This is a genomic window from Parageobacillus galactosidasius, from assembly GCF_002217735.1.
Classification (GTDB): Bacteria; Bacillota; Bacilli; order Bacillales; family Anoxybacillaceae; genus Parageobacillus_B; species Parageobacillus_B toebii.
This window is the reverse complement of record NZ_NDYL01000002.1, coordinates 396,517-423,511: the sequence shown is the minus strand read 5'-3', so window position 1 is coordinate 423,511 and position 26,995 is coordinate 396,517. Positions and strand designations below refer to the sequence as shown.

Here is a 26,995-nt window from a genome sequence, read left to right as displayed (position 1 = left end):
GCATGGACGCTATCAAAGAGTTCGCACAAATGATCAATAGTGCTGACAAGATTACTGTTTTAACCGGAGCGGGAATGAGCACCGAATCGGGAATTCCAGATTTTCGAAGCGAAAACGGTATTTATGCTCAAGAGGGAAACGTCGAACATTATATTTCTGAATATTATTTTGAAACACATCCTGTCGATTTCTGGCATAAATTTAAACGCATTTTTTCATTAAAGTTAATGGGAAATTTTGCGCCAAATCAAGGCCATCTCTTTTTGAAACATTTAGAAGACATGGGGAAAAAGGTGACGATTTTGACGCAAAATATTGACGGACTGCACAAAAAAGCAGGCAGTTCGCGCGTCATTGAATTACACGGCACGCTGCAAACAGCAACATGCCCGAAATGCCAAACAAAGTATGATTTAGCGTTCGTTAATAGCCATGATGTACCGCGGTGTGAGCAGGAAACATGCAATGAAATTTTAAAACCGGATGTTGTTTTGTTTGGAGGAATGGTTCATCGGTTCGAAGAGGCGCTCGAAGCTGCATATGATAGTGATTTGTTGATTGCGATGGGAACAAGCCTTGAAGTAACACCTGTCAACCAAATCCCGTTTTATGTATCCACAGAATCTCCTCGTGCTCATAAAGTTATCATTAACAAAACACCGACGAGAATGGATTATTTATTTGACATTGTTATTCATGCAGGAATCGGAGAGACAGTTGCCAAAGTGCAGCAATATATCGCGGATGCTCGTTGAACATTGGTTCAACTGCATCTGCTTATTTTATCACCTTCTTGGTAAGAAACTATTTTTTAAATCCAAAATATATTGTATTTTTTAAAATTTTAGAATATAATAACATTAACATACCAACTGGTTGGTATAATTTCCGGCAATACGTATATGCATGAATATGGAAATTCAGATAAAAATGGAGGGGACAAGATGCATTTGCGCCTTAGTGATGAACAACGGATGGTGCAAAAGGCCATTCGCAAATTTGTCGAAAAAGAATTAATGCCGTTAGAAAATGAAGTGTTGCGAAACGAACGGGAAGGAAAGCCGGGGCTTTCTGAGGAGAAATTGAAAGAATTGCAGTTAAAAGCAAAAGAAGCGGGTTTTTGGGGGATCAATACACCAGAGGAATACGGAGGCGCCAATCTTGGGCATGTGATGCAGGCGATTGTGACGATGGAAGTGTCGAAAACGTTTGTTCCATTCCGATTCGGGGGGTCAGCGGATAATATCCTCTATTATGCCAATGAAGAACAAAAGAAAAAATATTTAATTCCAACCATTAATGGCGACAAAAAATCATGCTTTGCCATGACGGAACCGGGTGCGGGGTCGGATACAAGAAACATTAAAATGACGGCGGTAAAAGACGGAAATGAATGGGTGCTAAACGGAGAAAAAATATTTATCACCGGCGGGAACGAAGCGGATTTTGTGATGGTGATCGCCATTACGGATAAAGAACGCCATCAAGCGACAAACGGGCGGGAAGGAGTTACTTGCTTTATCGTTGACCGCGAAATGGGCTGGCGCTCTGAACCAATACATACGATGGGACCATCGACACCAGCCAGTTTAATTTTTGAAAATGTGCGCGTGCCGGAAGAAAACATTTTAGGGGAACTGCATGGGGGATATAAACTCGGGCTCGAGTGGATCGGATATGCCCGCTGGATGGTCGGTGCGAGAGCGATTGGAGCAGCGGAACGGCTATTGCAAATGGCGATTGACTACGCGAAAGAACGCGTGACGTTTGGCAAGCCGATTGCGGAAAGACAAGCGATTCAATGGATGATCGCCGATTCGGCCGTCGAAATTGAAGCGGCGAAATGGCTTGTGCTAAACGCAGCGTTTACGCTCGACCAAGGCGAAGACAACCGCCATTTAGCATCGATGGCCAAATTGTTTGGCGCCAACATGGGCAACCGCGTCGTCGACCGCGTCCTGCAAATTCACGGCGGCATGGGCTATACGAAAGAAATGCCGATCGAGCTTTGGTACCGCGAGGCTAGACTTTGGCGCATTTATGATGGCACCGATGAAATTCAGCGCATGATTATTGCCAGAAATCTGCTTAAAGGGCATGTCAAATTGGGACAATTTCTATAAAAGTTGAAAGCGTTATCGAATAAAAGGGGGAAGCAATCATGAGTCAAAGATTTACAGGAAGAGTCGCATTCGTTACAGGAGGAAGCCGCGGAATCGGTAAGGCGATCGTTACGCGTTTTGCCGAGGAAGGAGCGAAAGTGGCGTTCATTGACTTAAATGAAGAAGCATTGCAGGCCACTGCAAGCGAATTGCGCGAAAAAGGCTATGAAGTATATGCAAAAGTCGCAAGCGTCACCGATCGCGAACAAGTCGAGGCGACGGTAAAAGAAATCGTTGACCAATTCGGCTCGATTGATATTCTCGTTAATAATGCCGGAGTCATTCGTGACAACTTGCTGTTTAAAATGACGGATGAGGACTGGGACACGGTCATGGATGTCCACCTTAAAGGGGCGTTTTACTGCGCGCGCGCAGTCCAAAAATACATGGTTGAAAAACAGTACGGCCGCATTATTAATGTTTCTTCCACTTCCGCGCTTGGCAACCGCGGACAGGCGAACTATGCGGCGGCGAAAGCAGGCATTCAGGGCTTTACGAAAACGCTGGCGATCGAGCTGGGCAAGTTTGGCATCACGACGAACGCGGTTGCTCCTGGATTTATTGAAACCGATATGACAAAAGCAACAGCGGAAAGATTAGGCATTTCGTTTGAACAATTAATTCAAGCTAGCGTTGCAGCCATTCCGGTCGGACGAAGCGGCAAGCCGGAAGACGTGGCGCAGGCAGTGGCGTTCTTCGCCGATGAGAAATCTTCCTTTATTAACGGCCAAGTGCTATATGTAGCCGGAGGTCCAAAATGTTAACGGAATAAGGAGGAAGCGATGCATGTTTGCCGAACATATCGGAAAATGCTCCAATAAAGTAAAAAACGTCGTCGAGCGGGGAGCGGTGAAAAAGTTTGCCGAAGCGATCGGCGATCCGCATCCGATTTACTGGGACGAGGAAATGGGAAAAAAATCGCGATATAAAACAAATATCGCTCCACCGACATTTCCAAGAGTGTTTGACTATGGCGTGATTGAAGGGTTGAAGCTTCCAAGCAAAGGGCTTATTCACGGCGAGCAACGGTTTCATTATGAAAGGCCGCTTTATGTTGGCGAGGAATTGTATTGCTATTCAAAAGTGGAAGATTACTATGAAAAGAAAAGCAGCATGGGTGAGCTTGGATTTTTAGTCATCACGAATTACGGGGAAGACCCTTCCGGAAACGTTATTTTCACGTCCACATCGACAATTATTATTACAGAAGCAGTAAGAAAGGCGATGGTTGTATGACGAAAATCAGTGAATTGAAAGTAGGAGAGTCGTTGCCGGAGGTTAAGCTTTCGCCTGTTTCCCGCCTCGATCTCATTAAATATGCCGGTGCTTCCGGCGACTACAACCCGATTCATACGATTGACGAAGAGGCGAAAAAAGCGGGGCTGCCGGGCATTATCGCCCATGGAATGTGGACGATGGGCAATCTTGCCAAACTGTTTACCCCTTATTATGAAGAAGGATTTGTGCAAGACTATTCCGTTCGCTTTAAATCCATGGTGTTTTTAAATGATGTCGTCACGTTAAAAGCGATGGTGAAAGAAAAAGAGGATCACGCTTTGCGCTTTGATGTGGCGGCTATCAATCAAGACGGAAAAGAAGTCGTAAAGGGAGAAGTCGTGTTTTCTATCTATTAATTGGTTGCAACATCCATCCCGGTAACAATAAACCCCTTTTGTTACCGGGATTTTTATAAAAACGAATGGGAGTGGCATACATGAAACGAGATGCGGTCATTGTTTCCGCCGTCCGCACGGCGATCGCCAGACAAGGCGGAGCATTAGCGACCGTGCCAGCGCATATTTTTGGTGCGGAAGTGATAAAAGAAGCGATGAGGCGGGCAAATATCGGCCCGGAAATGGTTGATGATGTCATTATGGGCAATGTGTTAAGCGGCGGCGGGAATATTGCGCGGCTTACAGCATTGCAAACAGGATTATCGCTTGAAATCAATGAAGCGTTTGCCGCCCAAGTGATCGCCTGTGACCGCGAATTAAACATGAACCCGGAAAAAGTGAATGTAAACGGCGGCGCGATCGCCCATGGCCATCCGCTCGGCGCAACCGGCGCGATCTTAATCACGAAAGCCGTGTATGAATTGCAGCGCTCAGGCGGAAGATACGCGCTCATAACGGCATGCATCGGCGGCGGGCAAGGAATCGCCACCATTATCGAACGAGAATAAATAATGAAAGGAATCGGCAATATGAAAGAAAAAATCATTGAAACAAGCATTGAACTATTCGACCGCAAAGGGTTTAAAGAAACATCGGTGCAAGAAATTGTCGAAGCAATAGGAGTGACAAAAGGTGCATTCTATTATTACTTCAAAAGCAAAGAAGAGCTGCTAAAAGATATATGCATCTCCTATATAGAAGATCTTTTAGAGCAGCAACAGCGCATTTTGCAAGATTCGGAGAAAAGCTGCACGGAAAAACTGCACGAAATCGTCTATATGCTCATTCGCAATATTAAAGCAAGGCGGAAAAGCGCACGCATTTTCTTCCGTGAAATGCGGCATTTGCACGAAGATCATTTGCAAGAAATTAAAGCAAAGCGGCGGGCGTTCCGACAACATTACCAGCAGTTGATCGAAGCGGGAATCGCCCGCGGGGAATTTAAGCCGACGCTGACTCCGGATATGATTACATTTGGCATTTTGGGCATTACAAACTGGAGCTATTACTGGTTTCAGCCGGATGGCGAAATATCGGAAGAAGCGTTGACAGACATTTATGTCGATTTGATTTTAAACGGAATAAAAAATCGCGAATCATTGAAGGAAAAATAGAGGAAAGAGAATCCGCCCATTCTCTTTCCGTCTATCAATCTCCTTGAAAGTGATGCATCGATAAAAAAATGGTTCAGTTCATGTATAAACATGTGAAATTACAAATAAATTTCAATAAACAAGCTAAACCAAGGGGGGAAATGGATGGAATTATTGATACAACAATTGTTAAATGGGCTGACTGTTGGAAGCGTTTACAGCTTGGTCGCCTTAGGATTAACGCTTGTTTACGGAATTTTGCACATTCCGAATTTCGCCCATGGAGCGCTTTATATGATGGGCGGCTATGTGACGTTAACGATGATGAATCAGGCGGGGCTTCCGTATTGGCTGTCCATTATCATTTCAATGATTGCAATCGGATTGCTCGGCGTACTGATGGAACGGCTTGCCTTTTATCCACTCCGTGATGCTCCACCTCTTCATGATAAAATCGCAGCAATCGGCATCCTCTTATTTTTGGAAGCGTTCGCCCAATTTGTATGGGGAGCAGACTACCAAACAATGTCCACACCTTATGGAAATGTCATTAATGTACTTGGTCTCACCTTAACAATGCAGCGAGTCCTCATCATTGTTTCCACGATTGTCATTATGTTTTTGCTCTATTTCTTTCTAAAAAAGACGTTTATCGGCGCCTCCATTATCGCGATGTCGCAAAACCGCGAAGGGGCGAATTTAGTCGGCATTAACACGAACAAAGTCGCGATGATGACATTTATGATTTCCGGCAGTCTCGCGGCGCTCGCCGCCTCCTTGGCGTCTCCGATTAATCTTGTCTTTCCGGGCATGGGCCATCTCGTCATTTTAAAAGCGTTTGTCATTATTATTCTTGGCGGAATGGGCAGCATCCCTGGCGCAATTATCGGGGGATATATTTTAGGATTTAGTGAAAGTTTAGGCGCGACTTATATTTCCAACGATTATAAAGACATTATCGCCTTTGTCATACTCGTCATTATTTTAACGGTAAAACCGACTGGACTATTTGCCAAGGAGGGACAATGATGACGGTAGTTCTAAAACAGAAGAAATGGCTCATATTGGCGGTTGCGTTTGCGCTTGTCTTTCCTTTCTTGATTCCTAACAACTATTATTTGCACATGATGACGATCTCGTTTATTTGGATGATCGCCGTTTATGGATTAAACTTGTTTGCCGGCTATACGGGTTATTTATCGCTTGCCCATGCGGGATTTTTTGCTATTGGCGCTTATACGCTCGCGATTTTAACAGTCAAAGCAGGATTGCATTTTTGGCTTTCGTTTCTCTTGTCCTGTCTTATTTCCTGTTTGATCGGCTTAATTATCGGGTTAGTCGCATTGCGGACAAAGGAACACTTTTTCGCCATTTATACGCTATGTGTCGGGTATATTATTTACCTTGTCATCGATAAATGGGACAGCTTGACGGGAGGGGTGCGCGGATTCATTGGCATTCCTGTACCGGCAAACATCGGTCCGATTTCGTTCCAGACTCCTGTGTCGCAATACTATTTAGTGCTGTTCTTCTTGCTTCTCGTCATTTTTGTCATGCACCGCATCATTTACTCGCTGGCGGGAAGAACGTATACTGCGATTCGCAACAGCGAAGATCTGGCGCTAGCGATCGGCATTTCCACGATGAAAAATAAATTAACATCCTTCGTCTTATCGGTCTTTTTCACTTCCTTGGCAGGAGCACTGTACGCTTCCTTTATCCGCTTTCTTGGACCGGATATCAGCTATATTTCCGTGATGTTTGATTTGCTTACGTATTTGCTTGTCGGCGGCATCGGAACGATGGCCGGACCGGTCGTCGGTACGTTGTTGATTACGTTTCTATCCCAGCAGCTGCAATTTTTACAAGACTATCGGATGCTGATCTTTGGCCCGGTGTTGACACTTCTTGTCATCTTTTATCCGCAAGGCATTGTCGGAGGAGTAATCCGATGGAGGGCAAGACAAGCAGAAAAAAGCAGCAACCGACAAGCACAGACGGCGCATTCTGCCAATCACTTTGTCGTTGCCCGTCATTCCGGAAACGAAAAGCAGGTCAAGGAGGGATGATCATGTTGCTTGAAATCCAGAAGTTGACGAAACGGTTCGGCGGGTTGGTAGCTGTTAATGATGTGAGCTTTTCCGTCGAAAAAGGGAAAGTAAATGCGATTATCGGGCCAAACGGAGCGGGAAAAACGACATTTTTTAATCTGATCAGCGGGTTTTATAAACCGACATCCGGTCAGATCATTTTTAAAGGGCAGGATATTACCCGCCTCCCCGTCAATCAGCGGGCTAAGCTTGGGATTGCCCGCACGTTTCAAACGACCCATTTGTTTGAACAATCTACCGTATTCGATAACGTCATGGTCGGCCATCGGTTGAGAACTTCTTCTAACTTATTCGATGCCGTTTTCCGGACGAAACGGTTAAAAAGAGAAGAAGCCGAGTGCAAGGAAAAAGCTATGGAAGTGTTGGAGTTTGTCGGTTTAACCGATGTCGCTGATAAAATAGTCGCCAACATTTCACAAGAGCAGAAAAAACGCGCCGCTTTTGCACTGGCGCTTGCGACGGAACCAGAGATTGTCCTTCTCGACGAACCGGCCGCAGGCGTCAATCCGGATGAAACGGAAGGGTTGGAACAATTGATTGTCAAGATAGTGGACCACGGAATTACCGTATGTCTCATTGAACATAAAATGTCGATGATCATGAAAATTGCCCATAAAATTATGGTTTTGAATTATGGGGGAAAAATCGCTGAAGGAACGCCAGAGGAAATTCAAAACAACGAAACGGTCATTAAAGCATACTTAGGGGGGAGCGCGGATTGCTTGAATTAAGGAACGTATCCGTCCAGTACGGCAGCTTTGCCGCCGTCAAAAATGTAAACATTACCGTCGAGCCGGGCGAAATCGTTGTTCTGTTAGGCTCAAACGGGGCGGGAAAGAGCACGGTTTTCCGCACGATTAGTGGATTAAACAAACTTTCCGAGGGTGAAATTGTTTTTCAAGGGGAGCGGATCGATCATCTTTCCCCGGACCGCATCGTACAATTAGGGATCGTCCAATGTGCCGAAGGAAGAAAATTGTTTCCGCGCATGACAGTTTATGAAAATTTATTGATGGGTGCCTACATTTACCGAAAAGAGAAGGAAAAGATCAAGCAGTCGCTGCAACATGTGTATGAACTATTTCCAATTTTACAAGAAAAACGGAACGATCCAGCCGGGGCACTAAGCGGCGGCCAGCAGCAAATGCTGGCGATCGGCAGGGCGTTAATGTCGCACCCGAAGCTATTGCTTTTGGATGAACCGTCCATCGGCTTGGCCCCGCTGATCGTGGAACAAATGTTTCAAATCATTGCGCGAATCAATCAAGAAGGAACGACGATTTTACTGGCGGAGCAAAACGCCCACGCGGCGCTTAGCATTGCCCATAAAGGTTATGTATTTGAAAATGGAACGATTGTGGTAGAAGGAACATCCGAGCAATTATTCGCGAATGACAACGTTCGTAAAGCATATATCGGAACTTAAAAGGAGGTGATGAATGGATAGGTGATTAATTATCTGAATATTTTTAATAATTTATGCTATTAGAAAATAGGGGGGATACGATGAACAAAATGAAGTTATTTTTCACGGCCATCCTCATGTCGGTAATGATGATCGCATTGGCTGCTTGCAACAACTCTACAGCAGGAGATACAGCGAGCGGAGACAAAGAGACAAGCGGTGGCGGAGATGCCAATACCGTTAACATTGGATATAGCGGCCCGCTAAGCGGTCCTGCCGCTTATTACGGAAAACGGACGTTAAGCGGGTTGAAAATGGCTGCCGTGGAAATTAACAATAGCGGCGGATTTGAAGTGAATGGAAAAAAATATAAATTAAATATCATCGCACTTGATGATAAGTATTTGCCGAACGAAACGGCATCGAATGGGAAACGCCTAGTCCAAGAACACCATACGCCGATCGTGTTTACTCCGCACAGCGGCGGAGTTATGGCGTTGCAAGTATTTAACGAAACCGATAAGTTTATTATCGGCGCTTATACGAGCGAGCCGAAAATTACGCAAACAGGGAATTCGTTGACGGTAAGAATACCGCCGCGCTACGACAGCTATGTGGCGACGTTTGCTGAATATGCGATGAAGCGCTTCGGCAAAAAAATTGCCGCGCTGCCAACCGCTTCGCAATACGGAAAAGACTGGACGGAAACGTTGCTTCCATATTGGGAAAAGCAGGGGGGAGAAGTCGTTTATAAAACGTCGATCGACTTTTCCAAAGATACAGACTTCTTTACGATTGTCACCAATGCGTTAAAAGAAAAACCAGATGTTTTATTTATCGGGGGTCCGTCGGAACCGACGGCAAAAGTGACGAAACAAGCGCGAGAGCTTGGATTTAAAGGCGGCTTTATCATTATGGATCAAGCAAAGCTGGACGAAATGAAAAAAGTAACGGGATCTTACGATGTGCTTGAAGGATCCATTGGAGTCATGCCATTAGTGGAATCAGACGGTCCAGGAGTTCCGTCGTTTGTGAAGAATTACCGCGCCAAGTTCAATGAAGAGCCAGGATCGGAAGCTGGTTTTAACTATTTGGCGATGTATGCGTTTGTCGAAGCAATGAAAGCAGCAGGCACGGTGGATGACCCTATTGCCATCCGCAAACATATGCAAGAGGGTCTTAAACATATTCCAAAGGACAAACAGGTATATGTGGTTCCAAAAATTGGAGATGACGGCGGATTTGAATCGAAACAAAGCGTCGCGGCCATAGAAAACGGCAAGATTGCGCCAATAAAACTGAAATAAGAGAACACCAAAGATAAAAAATGGGGATGGGAGTTGAGCTGTCATCTCCATTTTATTATTTCAATCTTCCTCGGCATCTTTAGTATTAGAAAAACATTGGATAACACATCTATTTGGTTTGTGCCGATGGTTAATCCAGATGGGCTGGCAAATGCGGTTTAACAAAATTTATTATTAACAAAGCGCCCAATACAGCCTCTTGCCGTTCATTTTTGAACTGTAAGGGGCTTTATATATCCTTTTCCCCACCTAATCTAAATATCTCTCCAATTTCCCTCCTCTTGTTTCCCCGAAACATGTAAATAAACATCGGCGGCCATATTTATTTTTGTATGCCCAAGCCGATCACCAACTGTTTTGACATCTACTCCACTTTCAAGCAGCATAACCGCATGGGTATGACGAAGTGCATGCGGATTTATTGGAGATAAGTTTACTTTCTCCACCATATTTGACAGAAATTCTCCATCAAACACCAAAAGCATTGTGTTACGTATTCGACACATATTAATGTGCAAATCATTTTTTTCTTCTTAGTTACTACACAAAACGCCCCACTTGATAAAAGTGGGGCATCGTGTTGATTAGCAGCAATGAGTAGGGTATCCAGGGTCGACAACTACGTTTCTTGTGATAGGTCTATAAATATGTCTAGGAACATTGACGATATTGTAACGATTAACATGTACAACTGGATGGATATAAGGAACTACACGAGGAATGAAACAGTCGCGCACCACACATCTAGGTGGACATATAACTGGTCTAGGACAAAACATGGAAAATCACCTCCCTCTATAAAATAACGATTTTCTCGTTTTTTCTTTGAATTTCTTCGATTTTCATGAACATAGACGTTTTGTAGACATCAGAAATAAGGATAGATATTGAATATTTATAAATTTTTGGATAGATACGGTTATAATTCATATCAGGTCCTCCTTGGTTTATTAGTTAGGGGTCAAGTCCTTGACACCCTGTATCATACCAAGGGGACTTTTTTTGTTTCAAACCTCATTTTTCCTCATTACAGGAATGCTCCTATAAATATCTATAAACATTAAATGCACTAGTGGAGCTTTTTGAAACGGACAGATGTCACGAGGTATATAAAAAAAATAAATGGAGTTGTAAAAGATGAGACAATATTAACTATTCGTCTTATGTCTCTTGGAGGTAAATCGAACCCCATTAGTGAAGTAATAAAATATCGTCGAACGGTAATTTTACTGAACTGTAAACATCGACTCTTCATCTCCATATCAAAATGTTGAGCTAGTTTTTAGACCTAAAGGTTTTCTTTAGTTTTTTTTCATTGTATGAATCCAAAATCAGAATATATTCGTATGTAGTGATTGAAACGAATTTGAAACAAAAATCAACAGTATAACGTTTGACTGTACAGTTTTTTAAGAATATAATCTAATTAGCATTATGAAAAATATTAGGGAGTGAGTTCATTGGGAAGTTGTTTAAAATTGGTGAACTTGCGGAATTAGCTGGCGTTTCGAAACGAACCATTGATTATTATACACAATTAGGGTTGCTAGAACCTGTCCGCTCCGAAACAAATTATCGCTATTATCCCGAAGAAAGTATCGAACGTTTACGGTTAATCGATGCATTAAAAAAACAGCATTTAACTCTGGAGGAAATCAAAGAGCGATTGCAGATTATCCAAAATCAACCAGATGCTGCGGATGAAATTGTAGATAAAATTGAGCACCTTCAAGAAGAAATGAAACATATTCAAGAAGAACTGTTGGAATTAAAACCGTTACTCAAACAATTAAATGATCAACAGATCAAGCTGATGACAAAACCATTGGCCCAACAAGGTTATACTTTGTTACACACATTAGCGATATTGCTTGGAGGAGATCCTTTTATTAATTAAAAAAATAAATGTTTAAGGAGAGAGATAAAAAGGATGTTTAGAAAATTTTTATCGAAGCTGGGGATTGGTTCTGCGAATATCAATCTTGTGCTGCATCATTCTCAAGTACGGTTAGGAGAGACCATTAGTGGTGAATTCTTCATTGAGGGCGGGACAGTAGAACAGGATATCAACAAAATTGATGTAGAACTCCGGTTAACATTAAACCAAAACGGGCAAGTGCAGACAAAAACAGTGGCAACGATCCCAGTAGCTTCTGCTTTTGTCATTCAAGCTGGTGAGAGAAAAGTGCTGCCATTTACATATGAACTACCAAAAACTCTTCCAGTGTCAAGACATGGCATTCGCTATACCTTTGTTACTCGCCTTGATATTGCTGGCGGTATCGATCATTTAGATGAGGATGCGTTGCGAATTCTTCCACCACTACCATTAGAGAAAATCTTTGCTGCTTTTGAAAAATTAGGCTTCCGGGAAAAGGCAACTTCAGGATCACTAAAGCCGTATGGCCAAGAATTTGAGCTGTTCCCAACTGAACAATTTAGAGAGATTGTTCAAGAAGTGGAGTTTTTTTCATTTCTAGAAGAAGAGGGAGTTCGTCTGCTTCTTGAAGTAGATGTACATGCAGGAGCCTTTGGTTTACAGGAGAAAGAGTTAAAACGGGAAATCTTTTTCTCATATACAGAATTAACCGATGTAAGCATACTAGCTGACAAGCTTCGCGAAATAATTCAAGAAATGATCGAGCAGCCGTATCAATATACAGCATCATCTTACATGACTCATTATTCCCATACTCCTCATTTGCATGGACACGGACATGGCATGATGGGAGCGATTGGCGGTTTTGCTGCAGGAATGTTTGCTGGAATGTTAGCAGAAGAACTCGTAGGTGATGCCATCGAGGAAGCACTAGGCTTTGATGGGGAAGCTGAAGAAGGATTTTTTGACAATTTCTTTGGTGGAGAAGATGAAGAATTTTAATACCAATAGTAGTGTAAGGGGGGAATGTAATGTTATTTCATCCAATGGATATTCTCATCTTTTTAGCATTTGGACTGTCACTTTGGGCACAATTTAAAGTAAAAGGTACATTTAATAAATGGGCGGAAGTCTATGCTAATTCGTCTCTCACTGGGGCTGAGGTAGCACGAAAAATTTTAGATTCCAACGGTTTATATCATGTTCCCGTTGAACTGGTGCCTGGTACATTAACAGACCATTACGATCCATTGTCACGCACCGTTCGATTATCTGAGCCTGTTTATTATGGACGTTCTATCGCTGCTGTATCGGTAGCTGCCCATGAGGTTGGCCATGCAATTCAGCATCAACAATCCTACGGTGCATTAGTTTTGCGGCATCGTATGTTTCCAGTAGTGAATTTCTCTTCTGGAATTGCTCCATTTCTATTGTTAGGCGGGTTTTTGTTGCATCAAGCTTCACTCATTGGGCTTGGCATTATTCTCTTTTCAGCAGCCGTAGCATTCCAAGTAATTACGTTACCGGTAGAATTTAATGCGAGTTCTCGCGCCAAAAAGCTTCTTCTTGCTGAAGGATTTATTCGCAATGATGAAGTACGGGGAGTGAATAAAGTCTTAAATGCTGCTGCATTAACCTATGTAGCTGCGGCATTAATTTCTGTGTTAGAGCTAATCAAGTTTGTTATGATTTTCTTCCAAGGGAATAATGAAGAAGAGTAATGTAATAAATTAAATGTATAGCCAAATTAACAGGAGGTGGATTCTCTAGCTGTTTGCATACAGCTAGAGAGCTTAATTGGAGATAGTTAATTTACTGATGGTTGGTGTTTTAATTGCTTTAACGGCATTCTTTGTTGCATCCGAATTTGCCATTGTTAAAGTACGCAGTACACGTATTGATCAACTGATAGCTGAAGGAAATCGAAACGCTAGGGCTGCAAAACGAGTCATTAGCAATTTAGATGAATATTTATCGGCTTGCCAGCTTGGTATTACTATTACCGCATTGGGGCTTGGTTGGCTTGGTGAACCAACGGTGGAGCATTTGCTTCACCCTGTATTTGAACGAATGAATTTAAGTGAGTCCGTAGCGTCTTTCCTTTCTTTTGCGATTGCATTTGCAACGATTACCTTTTTGCATGTGGTCGTTGGAGAGCTGGCTCCGAAAACATTGGCAATTCAAAAAGCAGAAACCATTACGCTGTTATGTTCAAGACCTTTAATCTTTTTCTACAAAATAATGTATCCGTTTATTTGGGCATTAAACGGCTCTGCTCGCGTCATTACCGGATTATTTGGGTTAAAACCAGCATCCGAACATGAAGTGGCCCATTCAGAGGAAGAATTGCGCTTGATTTTATCTGAAAGTTATAAAAGTGGAGAAATTAATCAGTCGGAATATAAATACGTAAACAATATTTTTGAGTTTGACGATCGGATTGCCAAAGAAATCATGGTACCGCGTACAGAAATTGTCGCACTGGATAAAAACCGTTCCATTGCGGAATATTTTGAAACGATAAAGCAAGAAAAATATACGCGCTATCCTGTTATAGACGGAGATAAAGACCATATCGTTGGGATGGTCAACATAAAAGAAATATTAACGGATTGTATTCAAAATCCAAAGGCCACTGAAAAGAAGTTAGGTGATTATATCCGCCCAATCATACAAGTAATCGAATCCATCCCTATTCATGACTTGCTCGTAAAAATGCAGCGTGAACGAGTTCATATGGCGATCTTAGTTGATGAATACGGCGGAACAGCAGGGCTTGTGACGGTTGAGGATATATTAGAGGAAATTGTCGGTGAGATTCAAGATGAGTTTGATATTGACGAAGTTCCGATGATTCGCAAAGTGAACGAACACACCACCATTGTTGATGGAAAAGTATTGATTGAAGATGTAAATGACTTACTTGGAACGGATATCGATGATACGGATGTTGATACGATTGGTGGTTGGATTTTAACAGAAAAATTTGATATTCAACAAGGCGGCATTATTTCCTACGGCGATTATGAATTTAAGGTATTAAAAATGGAAGGGCATCACGTCCAATTAGTTGAAATCACAAAACGCGTGAAGGCTCCTTCTCTTATTGTACAAGAAGCGGCAATAGAATAGCAGCTAAAATAAAATAACGAAAGACGGCAGCAATAAATGGCTGCCGTTTATTTTTTGCGAAAAAGACAAGTTCTTTATATGTAGGACATACATATAGACAAGAAAGAAAGTACAACTGAGGAGAGAAAAAATGCTTGAAAAAGCGATAGCAATTATAGTGGGAAGCATTTTGTTAGGGATCGGAATTAATGTTTTTTAGTTCCCTATGAGCTGTTAGATAGAGGAATAATAGGGATTAGCTTAATCATTAAATGCAAAAGGCGTTTGCGGATTATTACATCAAGACAAGGAACGCGACAGAGGTGGCGATTAAAGCTGGTTATAACAAGAAATCCAAAATTATTTTGAAAATGCTTGGGATATCATTAAAGAAGAAGTTTATACTGCAAACAATGTACATTGGATAACCGTTGACCAAAATTCTGCAACTTGTACTTATACATATCATTATGAAGGTTATCACAACGGAAAATTTGTTACGGGTAGTGGTAGAGCCACTAATGTGTTCATTAAGAACGAAAAAGGAGAATGGAAATTAATTCATGAGCATTTAAGCAGTCTTTAATATTATAGCGGTTTAACAGAATTTAGAGCGGCAAAGGAAGCCTCTTATCATTCATGTTTAAATTGTAAGAGGCTGTTTTATAGGATAAAATTAATTTATTTAAACTATGTTCTAAATAATCAATCAAAACAAAAAAAGAAAATAATCAACAAAGTAAATGAATGGAAGAAATGATTTTTTATACGAGATAACTCCCACTTCTAATTGGGACGGGGTGTAAACCGATAGAAGTGGGAAGAGGAATTGCTATATCGTAGAAAATAACGAACATATGTGCTATGATTAGATTATCTTATACAGATTGCTCTGTGAAAATGAAAGAGCCGGAGGAAAGGGGCTGTTACGTAAAACTTTCCACCATCATACATTCACGCTGATCGAAAAGCTAAGCTTTCGCATATGCCAGCATGTTGAGTCCAACGTACAAGGAACTCGCATTCAGTGCTGAAACGGTACATAGAGCTTGGTCAACTTCTCTTCGTTAGAAGGGATTATCTAAACAAAGTGAAAGTGGGAGCAGTTTAAAAAAGGGGAAAAATAACATGGAGGCAACGTACCAAAAGCGAAGTCGCGTAATTTTCCATGTCGACTGTAATTCGTTTTTCGCCAGCTGCGAAATCGCTCGAGACTCCTCATTAAAAGGAAAAGCGGTTGTTGTAGCGGGAGATCCGAAAGAACGAAAAGGAGTTGTGTTAGCGGCGAACTATATCGCGAAACAGCGTTTTGGTATTTATACGACAATGCCATTATGGGAAGCGAAGAAAAGGTGCCCGCAACTTGTTGTTCTAAAACCCGATTTTCATTTATACCGCAAGATAAGTGAGAAAGTATTTCAATTTTTAGCAACGTTTACACCCGTTTTGGAGCGCGCTTCGATAGACGAAGGATACTTGGATATCACCGATTGTTATTCGCTTGGTTCACCATTGGATATCGCGGAGCAAATTCAAAAAGAGTTGTTACAGACGCTACATATTCCTGTAAGCATTGGCATTGCACCGAATAAGTTTTTAGCCAAAATGGCAAGCAACATGAAAAAACCATTAGGCATCACGGTGCTGCGCAAACGCGATGTGCCGAAAGTACTTTGGCCTCTCCCTGTTCAGGAGATGCACGGCATCGGTGACAAAACGGCAAAAAAATTAAATAATATCGGCATTTTTACGATTGGCGAATTGGCGAAGGCGGAAAAAGTGACATTGCAAAATTTACTTGGCATCACCGGGGTTCGATTAAAAGAGTGGGCTAATGGGATTGATCCCCGTCCTGTTGATCCAGAATCGGGAGAAAAGTGGAAATCCATCGGAAGCTCCACAACGCTTCCCCGCAATGTGACAGAAGAACGGATTCTTCTTGAAGTGCTGCGCGATTTGGCGCAATCCGTCAGCAATCGCATGAAACAAAAAGGCGTCGTCTCTTCCACGGTTCAAATTATGATCCGCTACAGCAATTTTCAAACGATCACCCGCAGTAAAACATGGGAAAATCCGTTCCAGGAGGCGGAAGAAATTTTTCAGCGCGCCGTCTACTTATTAAAACGCCATTGGAATGGCAATCCGGTAAGACTGTTAGGAATTACCGCCGTAGACGTATTTGATAAAAAAGAGGCGGTGAAACAATTAGACTTATTTCACTTTGAAGAAGAGGCCAAAAAAGAATCGTTATGGAATACGATTGAGCGGCTGCAACAAAAATTCGGTAATAGTATTATTCAAAGAGGATCTGAACTTTTCAGAGACAAAAGCGGTGATAATGGAAAATCGTTATAACGATAGAAGTGATAGCGTTAGTCATCCTTGTTCTTGCCTTGTTTCAAAGACGAAAAAGTTTATGTATCGCTAATTATAGAGAACTCGTTTCAGAAAGATATGTTGATGTTTTTTCAACAACAATGGTAATATTGATATATATACATCAATAAAAAGAGGGATGTTATGAAACCAACACCAGCTATCTGTTTTGCTGCGGATGTCAAAAAGTCCAGACAGATGGAAAAGGGACGTTTACTAAGTATCTTGAACGAATATCAACTATTCATTTCATCTCTCTATTTTTCTATTGCTTGGACAAGTCATTTTGCTTATTTCTATTTGTCATTATCTCATTGACTACGGCAAAATCAAATGGAACGATAGGTTGAAAGGAACAGGAAGCCAAGCATTTTTATTTCTTATTGACCAAATACTTCATTTTTTAACCATTTGGATCGTTTTTCATGATATGGCTATTCCAGCACGGTTATTAGAAAACGGCGAAGGATGGGCCATGGATGAAAAAATCGCCGCCACGATTTGTGTTTTCATCTTAGCCACTTATGGCTCCGGCCATTTTCTTCAAATTCTATTACAAAATATGGTGCCAAATTATGAACTTCAGGAAGGCATTTATCGTGTATCCGATGAAAAAATTGAAGTAAAGACAAAACACGAGAATAACGGAAAACAGGAAGTCGAAATTACCACCATAAAAACGGAACAATTTTTTCATGATTCTCCTGCAAAAATCGGTCAAATCATTGGCATGTTAGAACGAACGCTGATCATTATTTTTATGATGATGGATATGCCGCAAGGACTGGCGTTTTTGGCGGCGTTAAAAACATTAACCCGTTTCAAGCAATTCGAACATAAACAGTTTGCCGAGTATTATCTTATCGGTACCTTGTCAAGCGCCATTATCGGTATTTTGCTAGGAATAGTTGCTTCAAAGATTTGGTGAATCCATTCTTGCGGTTATGAAACTATCATTTATCACATCCAATATATTTCATCATTCTTGATTATTTGCGAAAATGAAGGGGATGTTGAAATAGGGAAGGAACCATACCGATTGTGATAGCAGTGATCGTAATATAGAGAAACTAGCGGCCTAAATTCGTCTAACGTAAGAAAAAGCGGCAGGTAAACCCTTGCCGCTTTATGCTTCCATTAATTTATCCAAACGTACACGCAGATTTACCGCATACATAATCGGCGCGCCAACCGCCATGACGACAAATTCGCCTGTGGCGGTCGTCAGCCACGTGAAAAGGAATGGCAGGTCAAACGCCAGCTTTAACTCCCACGCAATCAAAAACATCGTAAACGTAAATACCAGCGTATTGACGGCCATCCGCGCCCATACATTTTTCACATACCGCATCGAAAAAATCGTGATCAGAAGGGCGATAACCGACTGCCCGACCCCGAAAATGAGATCGTACGCCACCATCGGCGAAAAAAACAGATTGGCAAAAAAGACGCCTAACACAATGCCAAAGAAATACTTTTTATTAAACACGATGAGATGATTCAGCATTTCCGACATGCGAAACTGCACATTAGTAAATCCAAACGGCTGAATCAGCATCGTTACCGCGATGTACACAGCTGCTAAAATGCCGTTGACGACGATCGTTCTAATGTTCATATGCTTCTCCCCTTACATCGTTAAGGTATATACAAAAAAGCACCATCGGTATACATGGTGTGGCAAGAAAAGCAACATTTATTATTTTAGCAAGAAAAGAAGGAAATGCAATGATTGTTTTATTTTTCGTGATAAATAAGGATAATACCATTTTAATCATTTTATTATAAAAGAAAAGTGTGACAAAATGTATAGGGAGACGACTTGTTGTTTGTTATTTCCTATTTATCCTGAAATCGTTGGAGGTTCGTATGCCGTATTATGTTTGGATAATCATTAATGTGTTATTCATCATTGGTTCTGTACTGTATATATGGGGCGCTCATTCGTATGATTCCACCGTCATTTTATTAGGAAAACTGCTCGCCCAGCTAGCTATATTATTGTTTCTCATTAACGTTAACATGTACTTTATATAAAAGAAATTTTCCGCCGTGTAGCAGCAGATGGACAAAATCATGCAGTCTGGTTCCTATACTATTTTATAAAGAATAAAAGAGCTGAACTGTAACGAATTCAGCTCTTTTATTATATGAAAAAAGATGTATTTAACCATCTTTTTAGCCCTGACGTTATTTTAAAAAATGGGCAGACCGAATGAAAGACTTTTTAGTAACCAACAGTACCTTCAGGGAAAGCAGGAGTTATTCCTGTAGCCGCAACTTGCATTTGTTGGACTTGTAATACTTTTACAGTAAGATCCATGACGATTTTTTCGCGCAATGAGCTAAACTCTCCCTCAGGGCTTACATGAGTTGGCGAAAAATCAAGTTCGTAGAAATTCGCGCCTATTAACTCGCCGTATGGTTGTTCATTATATTTGACGAGATTTTGGAAGAAATATTTATCTAAGCGAGGAGTTAAGTCGTTTTTCTCGTTAAGGAATAAAGCTTTGCTGTTTTCTGAAATACCGATAATTGGGAAAGTGAGGAAATCGCCTTCTAGAAGTTCTGCAAAACCAGAAAACGGAAGATCGGCAATTCTATCTAGGAGTGCTCCATTACATGCATTGGAAGCATATTCAATATCTTTGCGAATGAAACCTGACACAAATAATTTGGCTCTTGTAACTCTAAAGAAGTCCGTGTCGTCAATACGCGCAAATCTAACAGGCACCAATTTCACTTGTTCTAAAAATACATTCTTTGTCACTCTCTTAATTTCAGTTGCAGCCGGATCAAGCGGAATATCTGCCTCTAAAACAACTTGAATGGTTCTTTCCGCTAGTACAACTGGAACTTTAAGAATTGGCGTAAGACCTGGTGTAGTGACTACCGGGGTAGCTTCATCGGAAAAATGGGATTGTGTATTTGCTTCTACTGGACAAGCTGGGGAAATCGGTTGTTTATTTTTATTGCAAAATTGCGAGTTGCTCATCAAAAATCCACTCCTTACTATTTTTTGAGCTTTTCTTAAGCTCTACGTTAATACAATATTCAGCATTCATTTTAAAGTATAGGTTTATACAATGATCATTTTGCTCATTTTTAATCAAAGGAAGGGATTTTCACGAATGGTCAATGCGTTCGATGATTTTCTAGATGCCTTTACCATCATAACTGACTCGAACTTGTTGTACTTGTAGTAAATGAATGATTAAATCCAACACGATTTTTTGGCGTAATCGGCGTGAAGCTGCTGGCTCTTTTTGTATGGCACCCGCATTTCTATTGTAAACTGCAGTATACTCAATATTTTGGTGTATATATCCTTCTATCAATAAATTTCCTTTTAATGCTGCACATGTTCCATTACCGAATGATGAAGAAAATTGGGTAGGTACGAATTTGCAATTTGTCAGTACGACTTCTTTAGAGATTTCGTTTACTTTCATAATCTCTTCTTCAAACATCACATCTTCTTCTAAACATATTTCAATTTCGTATTCCCCGACTACAACCGGAACTCTAATTTGTATGAAATCATGATGAGTACAAGATTGATTATTTGTTTTTTTCTCATGGACGGGAAACACAACCGATTTATAAAGGTTTTTTTTGTTCTTCGCGCTATAGGTGTGAACAGTGTCAGTGAAGAATATAATTTCATGAATTTTAGAGCAGATCAAATGACAATAAGGCTGTTCAAGATAATAAGTCGTCGTATGAAATAGTTTCGTGTCTAATTGAGGAGTTTGTCTATTGTTTAGGTCAAGAAATTCAGCTGTATGTTGTGCTTTACCTCCAAAGATAGGAGGGTGAAGAAAATCGTCAATTTCTACAAAAGTAGAGAATGGGCTTTTTATAGTCATAGAACGTATTGTTCCGTATTGATTCATATCATCAGTACGATTGGTTTCATCGAACTTCTCTCTAGCAGGTATATGATTCATTTTATCCACAAAGCCGGATTCAGAAGTATGCACAGGTTCAAAAGCAGAATCAATTTGAGGCTTATCATTCGTTTTATCGACATGACAAGTTTGAAAATCACGCTTAAATTTAGCATGTATTCGCTTCATTCTCTCATGGTTCATCCTTTTCATTATTTTTCACTCCCAAAACTAGTCGTCACTGTATTATTTATGCTTTATTTCTGCTTTTGTCCCTGTACAATTCCCGAAAATTCAAAAAAGAGAAACGATCAAAATCTTGCCTTCTTTCGGCAATCACGTGTCACCCGATTTGCAACATCTCGTACTACAGACAACCATCCTTACGATTATCATTGTGGCAATTATTGCCGTCATCGTTTTATTCCACTTGCAAAGCAAGAATGTCAAATGGATCGTTTCAAAGTTCTAACGATATCATTATGGATTTAGACCATTTATAAAGCAGTAGAGAGCTTTATCATTCCAAAGGAGAAAACGGATGATGGGAAGCGTATAGGAAGCATGGTCATACTGATTCAAGGATTAAATATTTGCAAAAAATATTAATAATATTCAGTTTATTCATGATCTATCTCGCTAAAACGTTTAGATTATTCAATAGATATGTGTCAATGCGAAAAGGGTTCGTGCGCGATGAAAAGTTCTTTATGAAGAAATCTGTGAAACAAAAACTCCTTCTCAACATAGTAAGGTGATCGAGTTGAAACAAAAATTAGTAAAGAGATTCTCTTATCTGTATACAGGAGAACTATCATCCGTTATATTGTTTTTCTTTATTAGTTTTGCGATGAATAAAATTTTTACTTATTTACGATTGTATTCCCTTTATTCATTTTGGGCCTCTTTTCTTCTACTCGAAATAATTTTGGCGCAAGGAAGCGTATATTGGTATATGAAATGGAAACGATTGAAGGAGGGGAAATCATCGATAACACCGAATCATGTTTTATATAAATTTATTGGCAAAGCGTTTTTATTTATGGGGTATAGAAATATCGAGGAAGTGATTCCGTGCTATAAATATCAGAATATTATGAAACTAATTCCGTTTAAAATCGTCTAATGTTAGGGAGGTGTAAGTATTTTATGTTCAAGAAATTTTTTATTTTAACTATTGCAATTATTATTTCTTTAACTACTGTTGGATGTAGTGATGCTGCTAACAAGAAAGAAGAAGTTACATCTGAAAATTTACCAAATGTGAAAACACAAGATTGGAAAGAAAGTCCTTTGTTTGAGTCAAATGGTTATACTATGATTGGGGAAGAAGGACGATTAGGGTTTATTTATGATGATTCGGAAGTTACAAGGTTTTATCCAAATAAGGTACAGAAATATATGTGGCATTTTTGGGGAAATGAAAAAGAGTTTAATGGGGGACTGAAAGTTATTGCCACTCATGAAACCGGCGGGGAACCAATAACTGTATTAGAAGGTCTTAGTTTGGGTGGTCCTAATAACGGAGCAGATCATCACGTTCCATCAAATATGTCACTGCCAAAGAGTGGAATGTGGAAGTTAGATGCTTATATTGGAAACAAGTTATTTGGAAGTATTTTTGTAAAAGTTTATGAGAAATAAAAACGGCATCCAAAATGGGTGCCGTTTTTAATGCTATTTTTTGTGCATCTTTTCAGCCAAATGGGAAGTAAGCACTTTAGCAATTCTCAAATCCTTATAAGAAGGGGGTAGTACTAGAATCCAAATCCTAATCCATAACCACCAAAGCCACATCCTCTCCCGTAGCCACCAAAGCCCCCGGTCATACAACTACAGCCAACAATGATTAATAAGATGAACAGAACGACGAAAAATGCAAATCCAGCACCTGCATATCTTCCATCACTCATTGAATTACACCTCCATTTATTTGCCCTCAGTTTATAATACGGGGCTTTTTGTCAATTTGATTGGGCTTTAATATAATTTTCTGTGAATGCTGATTATTTAGTTGTTGAATTATACTGCTCCGTTAGTTGAACAAGAAGATTATTCTTCATTATTCCATCCAACATGCCAAGCCTCGTCATTATCTACTTCTTCCGCTTACCTCCCAGCTTTCAGGTATCGTCAAGAATTTTGTGTAATGTAAGATAGATAGGGTATCTCTGAAATGGATTTAGAATAGAGGGGGGATATTTCCTCCACACAAGAGACTGAATATTCAGTCTCTTGTGTGGAAAGGGAGAATCCCCTTATTTTGTTTATTTACAATATTTGGTTAATGATAACGTTCTTCAAACATTCGCTCGAGGGCTTCATGCGCTTCGGCAAATCCTCGCAACTTTCGCCCTGCCCATTTCTCATTAAAATCTTGAATGGTCAAATACACGATTTTTTCAGCGGCTTCTAAACTATTCAAACTGTTCATCGGTTTTAGGCGTTTCCGAATCTCCTTGATCGTTCGTTCGATGGCATTGGTCGTGTAAATCACACTTCGAATACTGCTTGGATCATCCATAAATGTAAGGAGGACATCCAACTCATTGGCCCAAGATTGGACTTCCCTTGGGTACTCGCGAGACCATTTGGATTGAAACTGTTGAAACATCTCCAATGCGATTTCTTTATTCGGAGAACGATAAATGAGTTTCAGATCCTCCGCCATTTCGAATTGGTCTTTTTTCCGAACACGACTGAGCGTGTTACGGACTTTGTGAACGACACAACGCTGTACATCGGCTTTCGGATACACCGCCTTAAAGGCTTCCTCTAGACCCGGTAGTCCATCGAATACGCCCAGAAGCACTTCCTTGACGCCTCTTTGGTAGAGGTTTTGAAGAATTTCCTGCCATACATAGGCACTTTCTTGTCCTCCCACAAAGAAATCAAGAATTTCGCGATATCCTTCTTCGTTCACCCCTAACACCACATAAATGACTTCTTTCTCCACGGTTTCGCAACGAAGTTTTGCGTATAAGCCATCCAAATATAAGACCGAATAACGCTTGTGTAGAGGGCGAGTGTGCTATTTCTCGATGTCTTCCTTCACGACATCGGTAATACGACTGATTGTTGCGGGAGAATAGGCATTGCCTAAAATTCGTTCAATAAACTTGCCAATTTCACGCGTATTCATGCCACTTTGATACATCCTGATGATGGCTTCCTCCAGCCAGCCGGTGTGGCGTTGGTAAGGAGCGAACAATTGGGTTTGAAATTCTCCGTTTCGGTCTCTAGGGACCAAAAGACCTTCAATCCGGCCATATTGCGTATCTAGATTTCGTTGATAGTAGCCGTTTCTCATATTTGATGTTCCGGCCTGTTCTATTTCGAGGAAATTCTTGATTTCTTCCCGCATGATCAGTTCTAATTTTTCCTTTACAAACTGACGAATGACACTTTCCAGTTGATTTGCCCAGTCGACATTCGGTATACTTCTTTTAGACATAGGTAGGGTTCTCCTTTCTCTGGAATGTGTTGTGGTCCAAATCAGAGAATACCCTACCTTTTTTCTTTTGGTCTAGCAAAATGCTTTACACAAAATTTTATACATCATCTGCTGGTTAGCCAGCAGTTTTTTGTAAACATACTGTGCTCGTTTCCAATCCGCCGCTTATGTTTAGTTTTTTTTTCATTGGTTTATACTAACAAAAGCAGTTTAATCACACTAAAGGGAAGTTGAGGTTCGTGAAAAAGATATGGAATCTTTATGTTCACGATATGAAGCAAATAGCAACAAACTGGGTAGCGGCGGTATTGGTAGGCGGATTGCTTCTTCTGCCATCGCTTTATGCGTGGGTGAATATCGAAGCTTCTATTGATCCGTATGCCAACACGAGAAACATTAAAGTAGGAATTGTCAATGAAGACAAAGGGGCAAAAATTCAAGGACATGCGTTTAACGCCGGAAAAGAAATTGTTAGGGCGCTACGAAACAATCATGACTTAGGCTGGAAATTTGTTGGCAAACAAGAAGGAATGAAAAACGTCCGCTATGGCGATTATTTTGCGACGATCGTCATTCCAAGCGATTTTTCAGAAAAATTGGCTACCATTGTGCAAGATAGGCCGGAGCAGGCCGTCATTCATTACTATGAAAATGACAAAAAGAACGCGATTGCGCCGAGAATCACATCCAAAGGAGCAAGCACCATCACCGAGCAAGTAAGCGATCAATTTGTCGCTGTTGTCAACAGCGTTTTGTTTTCTATCTTTCATGAAGCGGGGGTGGCATTAGAACAACAGCTGCCAGATATTCGCCATTTTGAGACCCTGATTTTTCAGCTGCAGACGAAGCTGCCGGAAATCAAGCGGCTGTTAAACCAATCGATGTCCGACGCGAAAGAGGCGGAACGGCTCGTCAATAAAGCGGAAAAAACGCTTCCCGAAGCGAAACGGATCGTCAACAGCGGCATTGCGTTTCTTGATGAAATGAATCAGTTTTTCACGAAAGCGGAAGCAAAAGCAAAGACATTGACGCCGCAAATCACGGAAAATTTGCGTACGCTGCAGCAAATCGCCATGTCCATCTATGCCGTAACTAACAAGCTGCAAGAAAACCTTTCCCTTGCCCAGCAGCGGCAATGGCTTTCCGACGTCCAGAGCATGGCCGCAGCTGGGGAACAAATGGCAGATGAAGCGCAAACACAGCTTCGCATATTCAATAACATGATCGAAAAGCGAGCTTTCTCTCGCACGGCTTCCGCCAATATGGAACAATTGTCCGGCCGTCTGACAGGCATAAAATCCAATTTAAGAGAAGCACAACGCCTTGCCAAGTTAGCGTACGAGCAAAGTGAAAACGGGGCGCAGCTAGGCAACCATCTTCTCACCGACCTAAATGAGCGGGCGGCAGCTGCGGTAAAGCAAGTCGATCGGGTGATGAATGAATACGAGCAACATATCGCACCACTCATGAAAGAAAAAATGAACGAAACGAAGCAGACGCTTCAAGACGCCCGCCGCATACTCGCGGACATCGCCAACACCATTCTGGAATTAGAGCGGTTTCTTCAGCACGCCGGCAGCGGTCTCAAGCAGGGGGAAGAAATGTTGCAGACGGCAAGCGATCAGTATCCGTTTCTTGCGCGGAAAGTCAACGATATCGCTTCCTTTCTTGTAAAATTGAAAAAAGAGACAAACATCTACGACATCATTCGTTTATTAAAAAATGATCCAAGAGCAAAAGGTGAATTTTTGGCCCATCCCGTCGACTTAAAGACGCATAGATTGTTTCCGCTTCCGAACTATGGATCGGGGATGAACCCGTTTTATACCGTCTTGTCCATATGGGTGGGCTGTCTGCTGTTAGTGTCGTTGCTTTCTACCGAACCTTATGAGGCAGAAGGGTATACCAGCAGAGAAATTTATTTTGGCCGGCTACTGACGTTTTGGACATGCAGCAGTATTCAGGCGCTTATTGTCACGTTAGGAGATGTATTTCTTTTAAAGAATATTTATATTCATGACTCCGGCTGGTTCATCCTCTTTGGGCTGTTATGCAGCTTTGTGTTTATTGTCATTGTCTTTACGCTCGTATCAGTATTCAGCGACGTCGGCAAGGCGCTGGCCATCGTCCTGCTCGTTTTCCAAATCGCCGGAGCAGGGGGGACGTATCCGGTTCAGCTTATTCCGGAATTTTTCCAAAACATCAACCCGTTTTTGCCGTTTACGTATGCGATTGATTTGATGCGCGAAGCAGTCGGCGGCATTGTGTGGGGAAAAGTGAAAAACGATGCGGTTCGTCTCATGATGTTTGCCGTCCTGGCTCTCTTATTAGGTACGCTTCTGAAAGAACCGTTGAACAAATACATGCATTCGCTGCATGCGAAAGCGAAAAAAAGCGGATTGTTTCATTAAACCATGCGGCATAGGCAAAATGACCGCCTGGCTTTTTTGTTTATATCCGATGACGCCATCGATGGGAAACAGAAACAGCCAGCGCGGATATGGACGCTGTTTTAAAAAAAATAGATTCGTTA

The 26,995-nt window shown here is 41.3% G+C and carries 26 protein-coding genes and 5 pseudogenes; 25 read left to right on the top strand and 6 right to left on the bottom strand.

All coding sequences use genetic code 11. From position 1 onward, the window contains the following. Positions 1-2 precede the first annotated feature (2 nt). From B9L23_RS11510 to B9L23_RS11455, 12 genes are all read left to right on the top strand, one after another. Entirely contained in the window at positions 3-755 is a 753-nt protein-coding gene (locus B9L23_RS11510) for an NAD-dependent protein deacylase (protein WP_062754656.1), read from the top strand. Positions 756-944: 189 nt separating this feature from the next. Further along, positions 945-2,123, top strand: coding sequence for an acyl-CoA dehydrogenase family protein (locus B9L23_RS11505; RefSeq protein ID WP_089097695.1), 1,179 nt, complete (start codon positions 945-947; stop codon positions 2,121-2,123). A 38-nt stretch (positions 2,124-2,161) separates the two neighbouring features. Then, positions 2,162-2,926 (top strand): beta-ketoacyl-ACP reductase, encoded by a 765-nt coding sequence (locus B9L23_RS11500; RefSeq protein ID WP_081189786.1) that lies wholly within the window; start codon positions 2,162-2,164, stop codon positions 2,924-2,926. 22 nt (positions 2,927-2,948) lie between these two features. Beyond that, positions 2,949-3,398, top strand: coding sequence for a MaoC family dehydratase N-terminal domain-containing protein (locus B9L23_RS11495; RefSeq protein ID WP_081189787.1), 450 nt, complete (start codon positions 2,949-2,951; stop codon positions 3,396-3,398). Then, positions 3,395-3,796 (top strand): MaoC family dehydratase, encoded by a 402-nt coding sequence (locus B9L23_RS11490; protein WP_015863965.1) that lies wholly within the window; start codon positions 3,395-3,397, stop codon positions 3,794-3,796. Before B9L23_RS11495 ends, B9L23_RS11490 begins: the two co-directional genes overlap by 4 nt. Before the next feature lie 65 nt (positions 3,797-3,861). Then, a complete protein-coding gene (locus B9L23_RS11485; protein WP_425439786.1) occupies positions 3,862-4,344 on the top strand; it encodes a thiolase family protein in 483 nt (160 codons plus the stop codon). Positions 4,345-4,365: 21 nt separating this feature from the next. Then, complete coding sequence (locus B9L23_RS11480; RefSeq protein ID WP_089098313.1) at positions 4,366-4,950, top strand: TetR/AcrR family transcriptional regulator; 585 nt, start codon at positions 4,366-4,368, stop codon at positions 4,948-4,950. A 144-nt stretch (positions 4,951-5,094) separates the two neighbouring features. Further along, positions 5,095-5,958: a branched-chain amino acid ABC transporter permease gene (locus B9L23_RS11475; protein WP_089097693.1), complete on the top strand. Its 864-nt coding sequence runs from the start codon at positions 5,095-5,097 to the stop codon at positions 5,956-5,958. After that, positions 5,958-6,998, top strand: coding sequence for a branched-chain amino acid ABC transporter permease (locus B9L23_RS11470; RefSeq protein ID WP_089097692.1), 1,041 nt, complete (start codon positions 5,958-5,960; stop codon positions 6,996-6,998). The genes B9L23_RS11475 and B9L23_RS11470 overlap by 1 nt, the downstream gene beginning before the upstream one ends. Positions 6,999-7,000: 2 nt before the next feature. Continuing rightward, a complete protein-coding gene (locus tag B9L23_RS11465; protein WP_089097691.1) occupies positions 7,001-7,771 on the top strand; it encodes an ABC transporter ATP-binding protein in 771 nt (256 codons plus the stop codon). Continuing rightward, positions 7,759-8,466 carry an ABC transporter ATP-binding protein gene (locus tag B9L23_RS11460; protein ID WP_089097690.1) on the top strand — a complete coding sequence of 236 codons (708 nt, stop codon included), beginning with the start codon at positions 7,759-7,761 and terminating at the stop codon, positions 8,464-8,466. Before B9L23_RS11465 ends, B9L23_RS11460 begins: the two co-directional genes overlap by 13 nt. A gap of 80 nt (positions 8,467-8,546) precedes the next feature. Further along, positions 8,547-9,752, top strand: coding sequence for an ABC transporter substrate-binding protein (locus B9L23_RS11455; protein WP_089097689.1), 1,206 nt, complete (start codon positions 8,547-8,549; stop codon positions 9,750-9,752). Positions 9,753-10,006: 254 nt separating this feature from the next. Here B9L23_RS11455 and B9L23_RS11450 read toward each other — a convergent pair whose 3' ends face one another. Continuing rightward, positions 10,007-10,201, bottom strand: coding sequence for a tyrosine-type recombinase/integrase (locus B9L23_RS11450; protein WP_062754646.1), 195 nt, complete (start codon positions 10,199-10,201; stop codon positions 10,007-10,009). Positions 10,202-11,220: 1,019 nt separating this feature from the next. Here B9L23_RS11450 and B9L23_RS11440 point away from each other — a divergent pair. From B9L23_RS11440 to B9L23_RS11405, 8 genes and pseudogenes are all read left to right on the top strand, one after another. Beyond that, positions 11,221-11,649 carry a MerR family transcriptional regulator gene (locus B9L23_RS11440; RefSeq protein WP_015863961.1) on the top strand — a complete coding sequence of 143 codons (429 nt, stop codon included), beginning with the start codon at positions 11,221-11,223 and terminating at the stop codon, positions 11,647-11,649. A 33-nt stretch (positions 11,650-11,682) separates the two neighbouring features. Beyond that, positions 11,683-12,633 (top strand): sporulation protein, encoded by a 951-nt coding sequence (locus B9L23_RS11435; protein WP_089097687.1) that lies wholly within the window; start codon positions 11,683-11,685, stop codon positions 12,631-12,633. 29 nt (positions 12,634-12,662) lie between these two features. Further along, the gene (locus B9L23_RS11430) at positions 12,663-13,352 is read left to right on the top strand and encodes a zinc metallopeptidase (protein ID WP_015863960.1); all 690 of its coding nucleotides are present in this window, start codon (positions 12,663-12,665) and stop codon (positions 13,350-13,352) included. A gap of 76 nt (positions 13,353-13,428) precedes the next feature. Then, positions 13,429-14,763, top strand: a complete 1,335-nt coding sequence (locus B9L23_RS11425) for a hemolysin family protein (RefSeq protein ID WP_062754642.1) — start codon at positions 13,429-13,431, stop codon at positions 14,761-14,763. Positions 14,764-15,014: 251 nt separating this feature from the next. After that, a pseudogene (locus tag B9L23_RS21765) lies at positions 15,015-15,062 on the top strand (hypothetical protein); the annotation flags it as partial. 29 nt (positions 15,063-15,091) lie between these two features. Beyond that, positions 15,092-15,328 (top strand): annotated as a pseudogene (locus B9L23_RS11415) (YybH family protein); the annotation flags it as partial. A 542-nt stretch (positions 15,329-15,870) separates the two neighbouring features. Further along, positions 15,871-17,097 carry a DNA polymerase IV gene (locus tag B9L23_RS11410; protein WP_089097685.1) on the top strand — a complete coding sequence of 409 codons (1,227 nt, stop codon included), beginning with the start codon at positions 15,871-15,873 and terminating at the stop codon, positions 17,095-17,097. A 307-nt stretch (positions 17,098-17,404) separates the two neighbouring features. Further along, positions 17,405-18,046 carry a DUF3307 domain-containing protein gene (locus tag B9L23_RS11405; protein ID WP_245842406.1) on the top strand — a complete coding sequence of 214 codons (642 nt, stop codon included), beginning with the start codon at positions 17,405-17,407 and terminating at the stop codon, positions 18,044-18,046. Positions 18,047-18,244: 198 nt separating this feature from the next. Here B9L23_RS11405 and B9L23_RS11400 read toward each other — a convergent pair whose 3' ends face one another. Further along, on the bottom strand, positions 18,245-18,736 hold the full coding sequence (locus tag B9L23_RS11400) for a QueT transporter family protein (protein WP_089097683.1): 492 nt from the start codon (positions 18,734-18,736) through the stop codon (positions 18,245-18,247). 251 nt (positions 18,737-18,987) lie between these two features. On the opposite strand from B9L23_RS11400, the gene B9L23_RS20465 reads away from it, so the two are divergent. Both B9L23_RS20465 and B9L23_RS11395 read left to right on the top strand, forming a co-directional pair. Further along, positions 18,988-19,155 (top strand): hypothetical protein, encoded by a 168-nt coding sequence (locus B9L23_RS20465; protein ID WP_158268583.1) that lies wholly within the window; start codon positions 18,988-18,990, stop codon positions 19,153-19,155. Beyond that, positions 19,149-19,247: pseudogene (locus tag B9L23_RS11395) on the top strand (ferritin-like domain-containing protein); the annotation flags it as partial. The gene B9L23_RS20465 and the pseudogene B9L23_RS11395, both read left to right, overlap by 7 nt. A gap of 98 nt (positions 19,248-19,345) precedes the next feature. Here the strand turns inward: B9L23_RS11395 and B9L23_RS11390 are convergent. Both B9L23_RS11390 and B9L23_RS11385 read right to left on the bottom strand, forming a co-directional pair. Then, positions 19,346-20,113, bottom strand: a complete 768-nt coding sequence (locus tag B9L23_RS11390) for a CsxC family protein (RefSeq protein WP_062754632.1) — start codon at positions 20,111-20,113, stop codon at positions 19,346-19,348. A 160-nt stretch (positions 20,114-20,273) separates the two neighbouring features. Further along, positions 20,274-21,221, bottom strand: coding sequence for a BC_2427 family protein (locus B9L23_RS11385; protein WP_245842405.1), 948 nt, complete (start codon positions 21,219-21,221; stop codon positions 20,274-20,276). A gap of 550 nt (positions 21,222-21,771) precedes the next feature. Between B9L23_RS11385 and B9L23_RS11380 the strand changes: the two are divergent. Then, a pseudogene (locus B9L23_RS11380) lies at positions 21,772-22,008 on the top strand (general stress protein); the annotation flags it as partial. Positions 22,009-22,157: 149 nt separating this feature from the next. Next, complete coding sequence (locus B9L23_RS11375) at positions 22,158-22,652, top strand: DUF4871 domain-containing protein (protein WP_089097681.1); 495 nt, start codon at positions 22,158-22,160, stop codon at positions 22,650-22,652. A 113-nt stretch (positions 22,653-22,765) separates the two neighbouring features. Here the strand turns inward: B9L23_RS11375 and B9L23_RS11370 are convergent, their stop codons facing one another. Both B9L23_RS11370 and B9L23_RS11365 read right to left on the bottom strand, forming a co-directional pair. After that, positions 22,766-22,921, bottom strand: a complete 156-nt coding sequence (locus tag B9L23_RS11370; protein ID WP_073967972.1) for a YjcZ family sporulation protein — start codon at positions 22,919-22,921, stop codon at positions 22,766-22,768. Between the two features lie 371 nt (positions 22,922-23,292). Next, positions 23,293-24,462 (bottom strand): annotated as a pseudogene (locus tag B9L23_RS11365) (IS256 family transposase). A gap of 239 nt (positions 24,463-24,701) precedes the next feature. Between B9L23_RS11365 and B9L23_RS11355 the strand changes: the two are divergent. Next, positions 24,702-26,873, top strand: a complete 2,172-nt coding sequence (locus B9L23_RS11355; RefSeq protein WP_062679142.1) for a YhgE/Pip domain-containing protein — start codon at positions 24,702-24,704, stop codon at positions 26,871-26,873. Positions 26,874-26,995: the final 122 nt, after the last annotated feature.

Bases quoted from the DNA above. Each gene is read 5' to 3' on its own strand.
- B9L23_RS11475 (WP_089097693.1), top strand. From the start codon at position 5,095: ATGGAATTATTGATACAACAATTGTTAAATGGGCTGACTGTTGGAAGC.
- B9L23_RS11480 (WP_089098313.1), top strand. From the start codon at position 4,366: ATGAAAGAAAAAATCATTGAAACAAGCATTGAACTATTCGACCGCAAA.
- B9L23_RS11505 (WP_089097695.1), top strand. From the start codon at position 945: ATGCATTTGCGCCTTAGTGATGAACAACGGATGGTGCAAAAGGCCATT.
- B9L23_RS11385 (WP_245842405.1), bottom strand. From the start codon at position 21,221: ATGAAAAGGATGAACCATGAGAGAATGAAGCGAATACATGCTAAATTT.
- B9L23_RS11510 (WP_062754656.1), top strand. From the start codon at position 3: ATGGACGCTATCAAAGAGTTCGCACAAATGATCAATAGTGCTGACAAG.
- B9L23_RS11495 (WP_081189787.1), top strand. From the start codon at position 2,949: ATGTTTGCCGAACATATCGGAAAATGCTCCAATAAAGTAAAAAACGTC.
- B9L23_RS20465 (WP_158268583.1), top strand. From the start codon at position 18,988: ATGCCGTATTATGTTTGGATAATCATTAATGTGTTATTCATCATTGGT.
- B9L23_RS11410 (WP_089097685.1), top strand. From the start codon at position 15,871: ATGGAGGCAACGTACCAAAAGCGAAGTCGCGTAATTTTCCATGTCGAC.
- B9L23_RS11435 (WP_089097687.1), top strand. From the start codon at position 11,683: ATGTTTAGAAAATTTTTATCGAAGCTGGGGATTGGTTCTGCGAATATC.
- B9L23_RS11455 (WP_089097689.1), top strand. From the start codon at position 8,547: ATGAACAAAATGAAGTTATTTTTCACGGCCATCCTCATGTCGGTAATG.
- B9L23_RS11450 (WP_062754646.1), bottom strand. From the start codon at position 10,201: ATGGTGGAGAAAGTAAACTTATCTCCAATAAATCCGCATGCACTTCGT.
- B9L23_RS11465 (WP_089097691.1), top strand. From the start codon at position 7,001: ATGTTGCTTGAAATCCAGAAGTTGACGAAACGGTTCGGCGGGTTGGTA.
- B9L23_RS11390 (WP_062754632.1), bottom strand. From the start codon at position 20,113: ATGAGCAACTCGCAATTTTGCAATAAAAATAAACAACCGATTTCCCCA.
- B9L23_RS11375 (WP_089097681.1), top strand. From the start codon at position 22,158: ATGTTCAAGAAATTTTTTATTTTAACTATTGCAATTATTATTTCTTTA.
- B9L23_RS11470 (WP_089097692.1), top strand. From the start codon at position 5,958: ATGACGGTAGTTCTAAAACAGAAGAAATGGCTCATATTGGCGGTTGCG.
- B9L23_RS11490 (WP_015863965.1), top strand. From the start codon at position 3,395: ATGACGAAAATCAGTGAATTGAAAGTAGGAGAGTCGTTGCCGGAGGTT.
- B9L23_RS11370 (WP_073967972.1), bottom strand. From the start codon at position 22,921: ATGAGTGATGGAAGATATGCAGGTGCTGGATTTGCATTTTTCGTCGTT.
- B9L23_RS11400 (WP_089097683.1), bottom strand. From the start codon at position 18,736: ATGAACATTAGAACGATCGTCGTCAACGGCATTTTAGCAGCTGTGTAC.
- B9L23_RS11500 (WP_081189786.1), top strand. From the start codon at position 2,162: ATGAGTCAAAGATTTACAGGAAGAGTCGCATTCGTTACAGGAGGAAGC.
- B9L23_RS11485 (WP_425439786.1), top strand. From the start codon at position 3,862: ATGGGAGTGGCATACATGAAACGAGATGCGGTCATTGTTTCCGCCGTC.
- B9L23_RS11430 (WP_015863960.1), top strand. From the start codon at position 12,663: ATGTTATTTCATCCAATGGATATTCTCATCTTTTTAGCATTTGGACTG.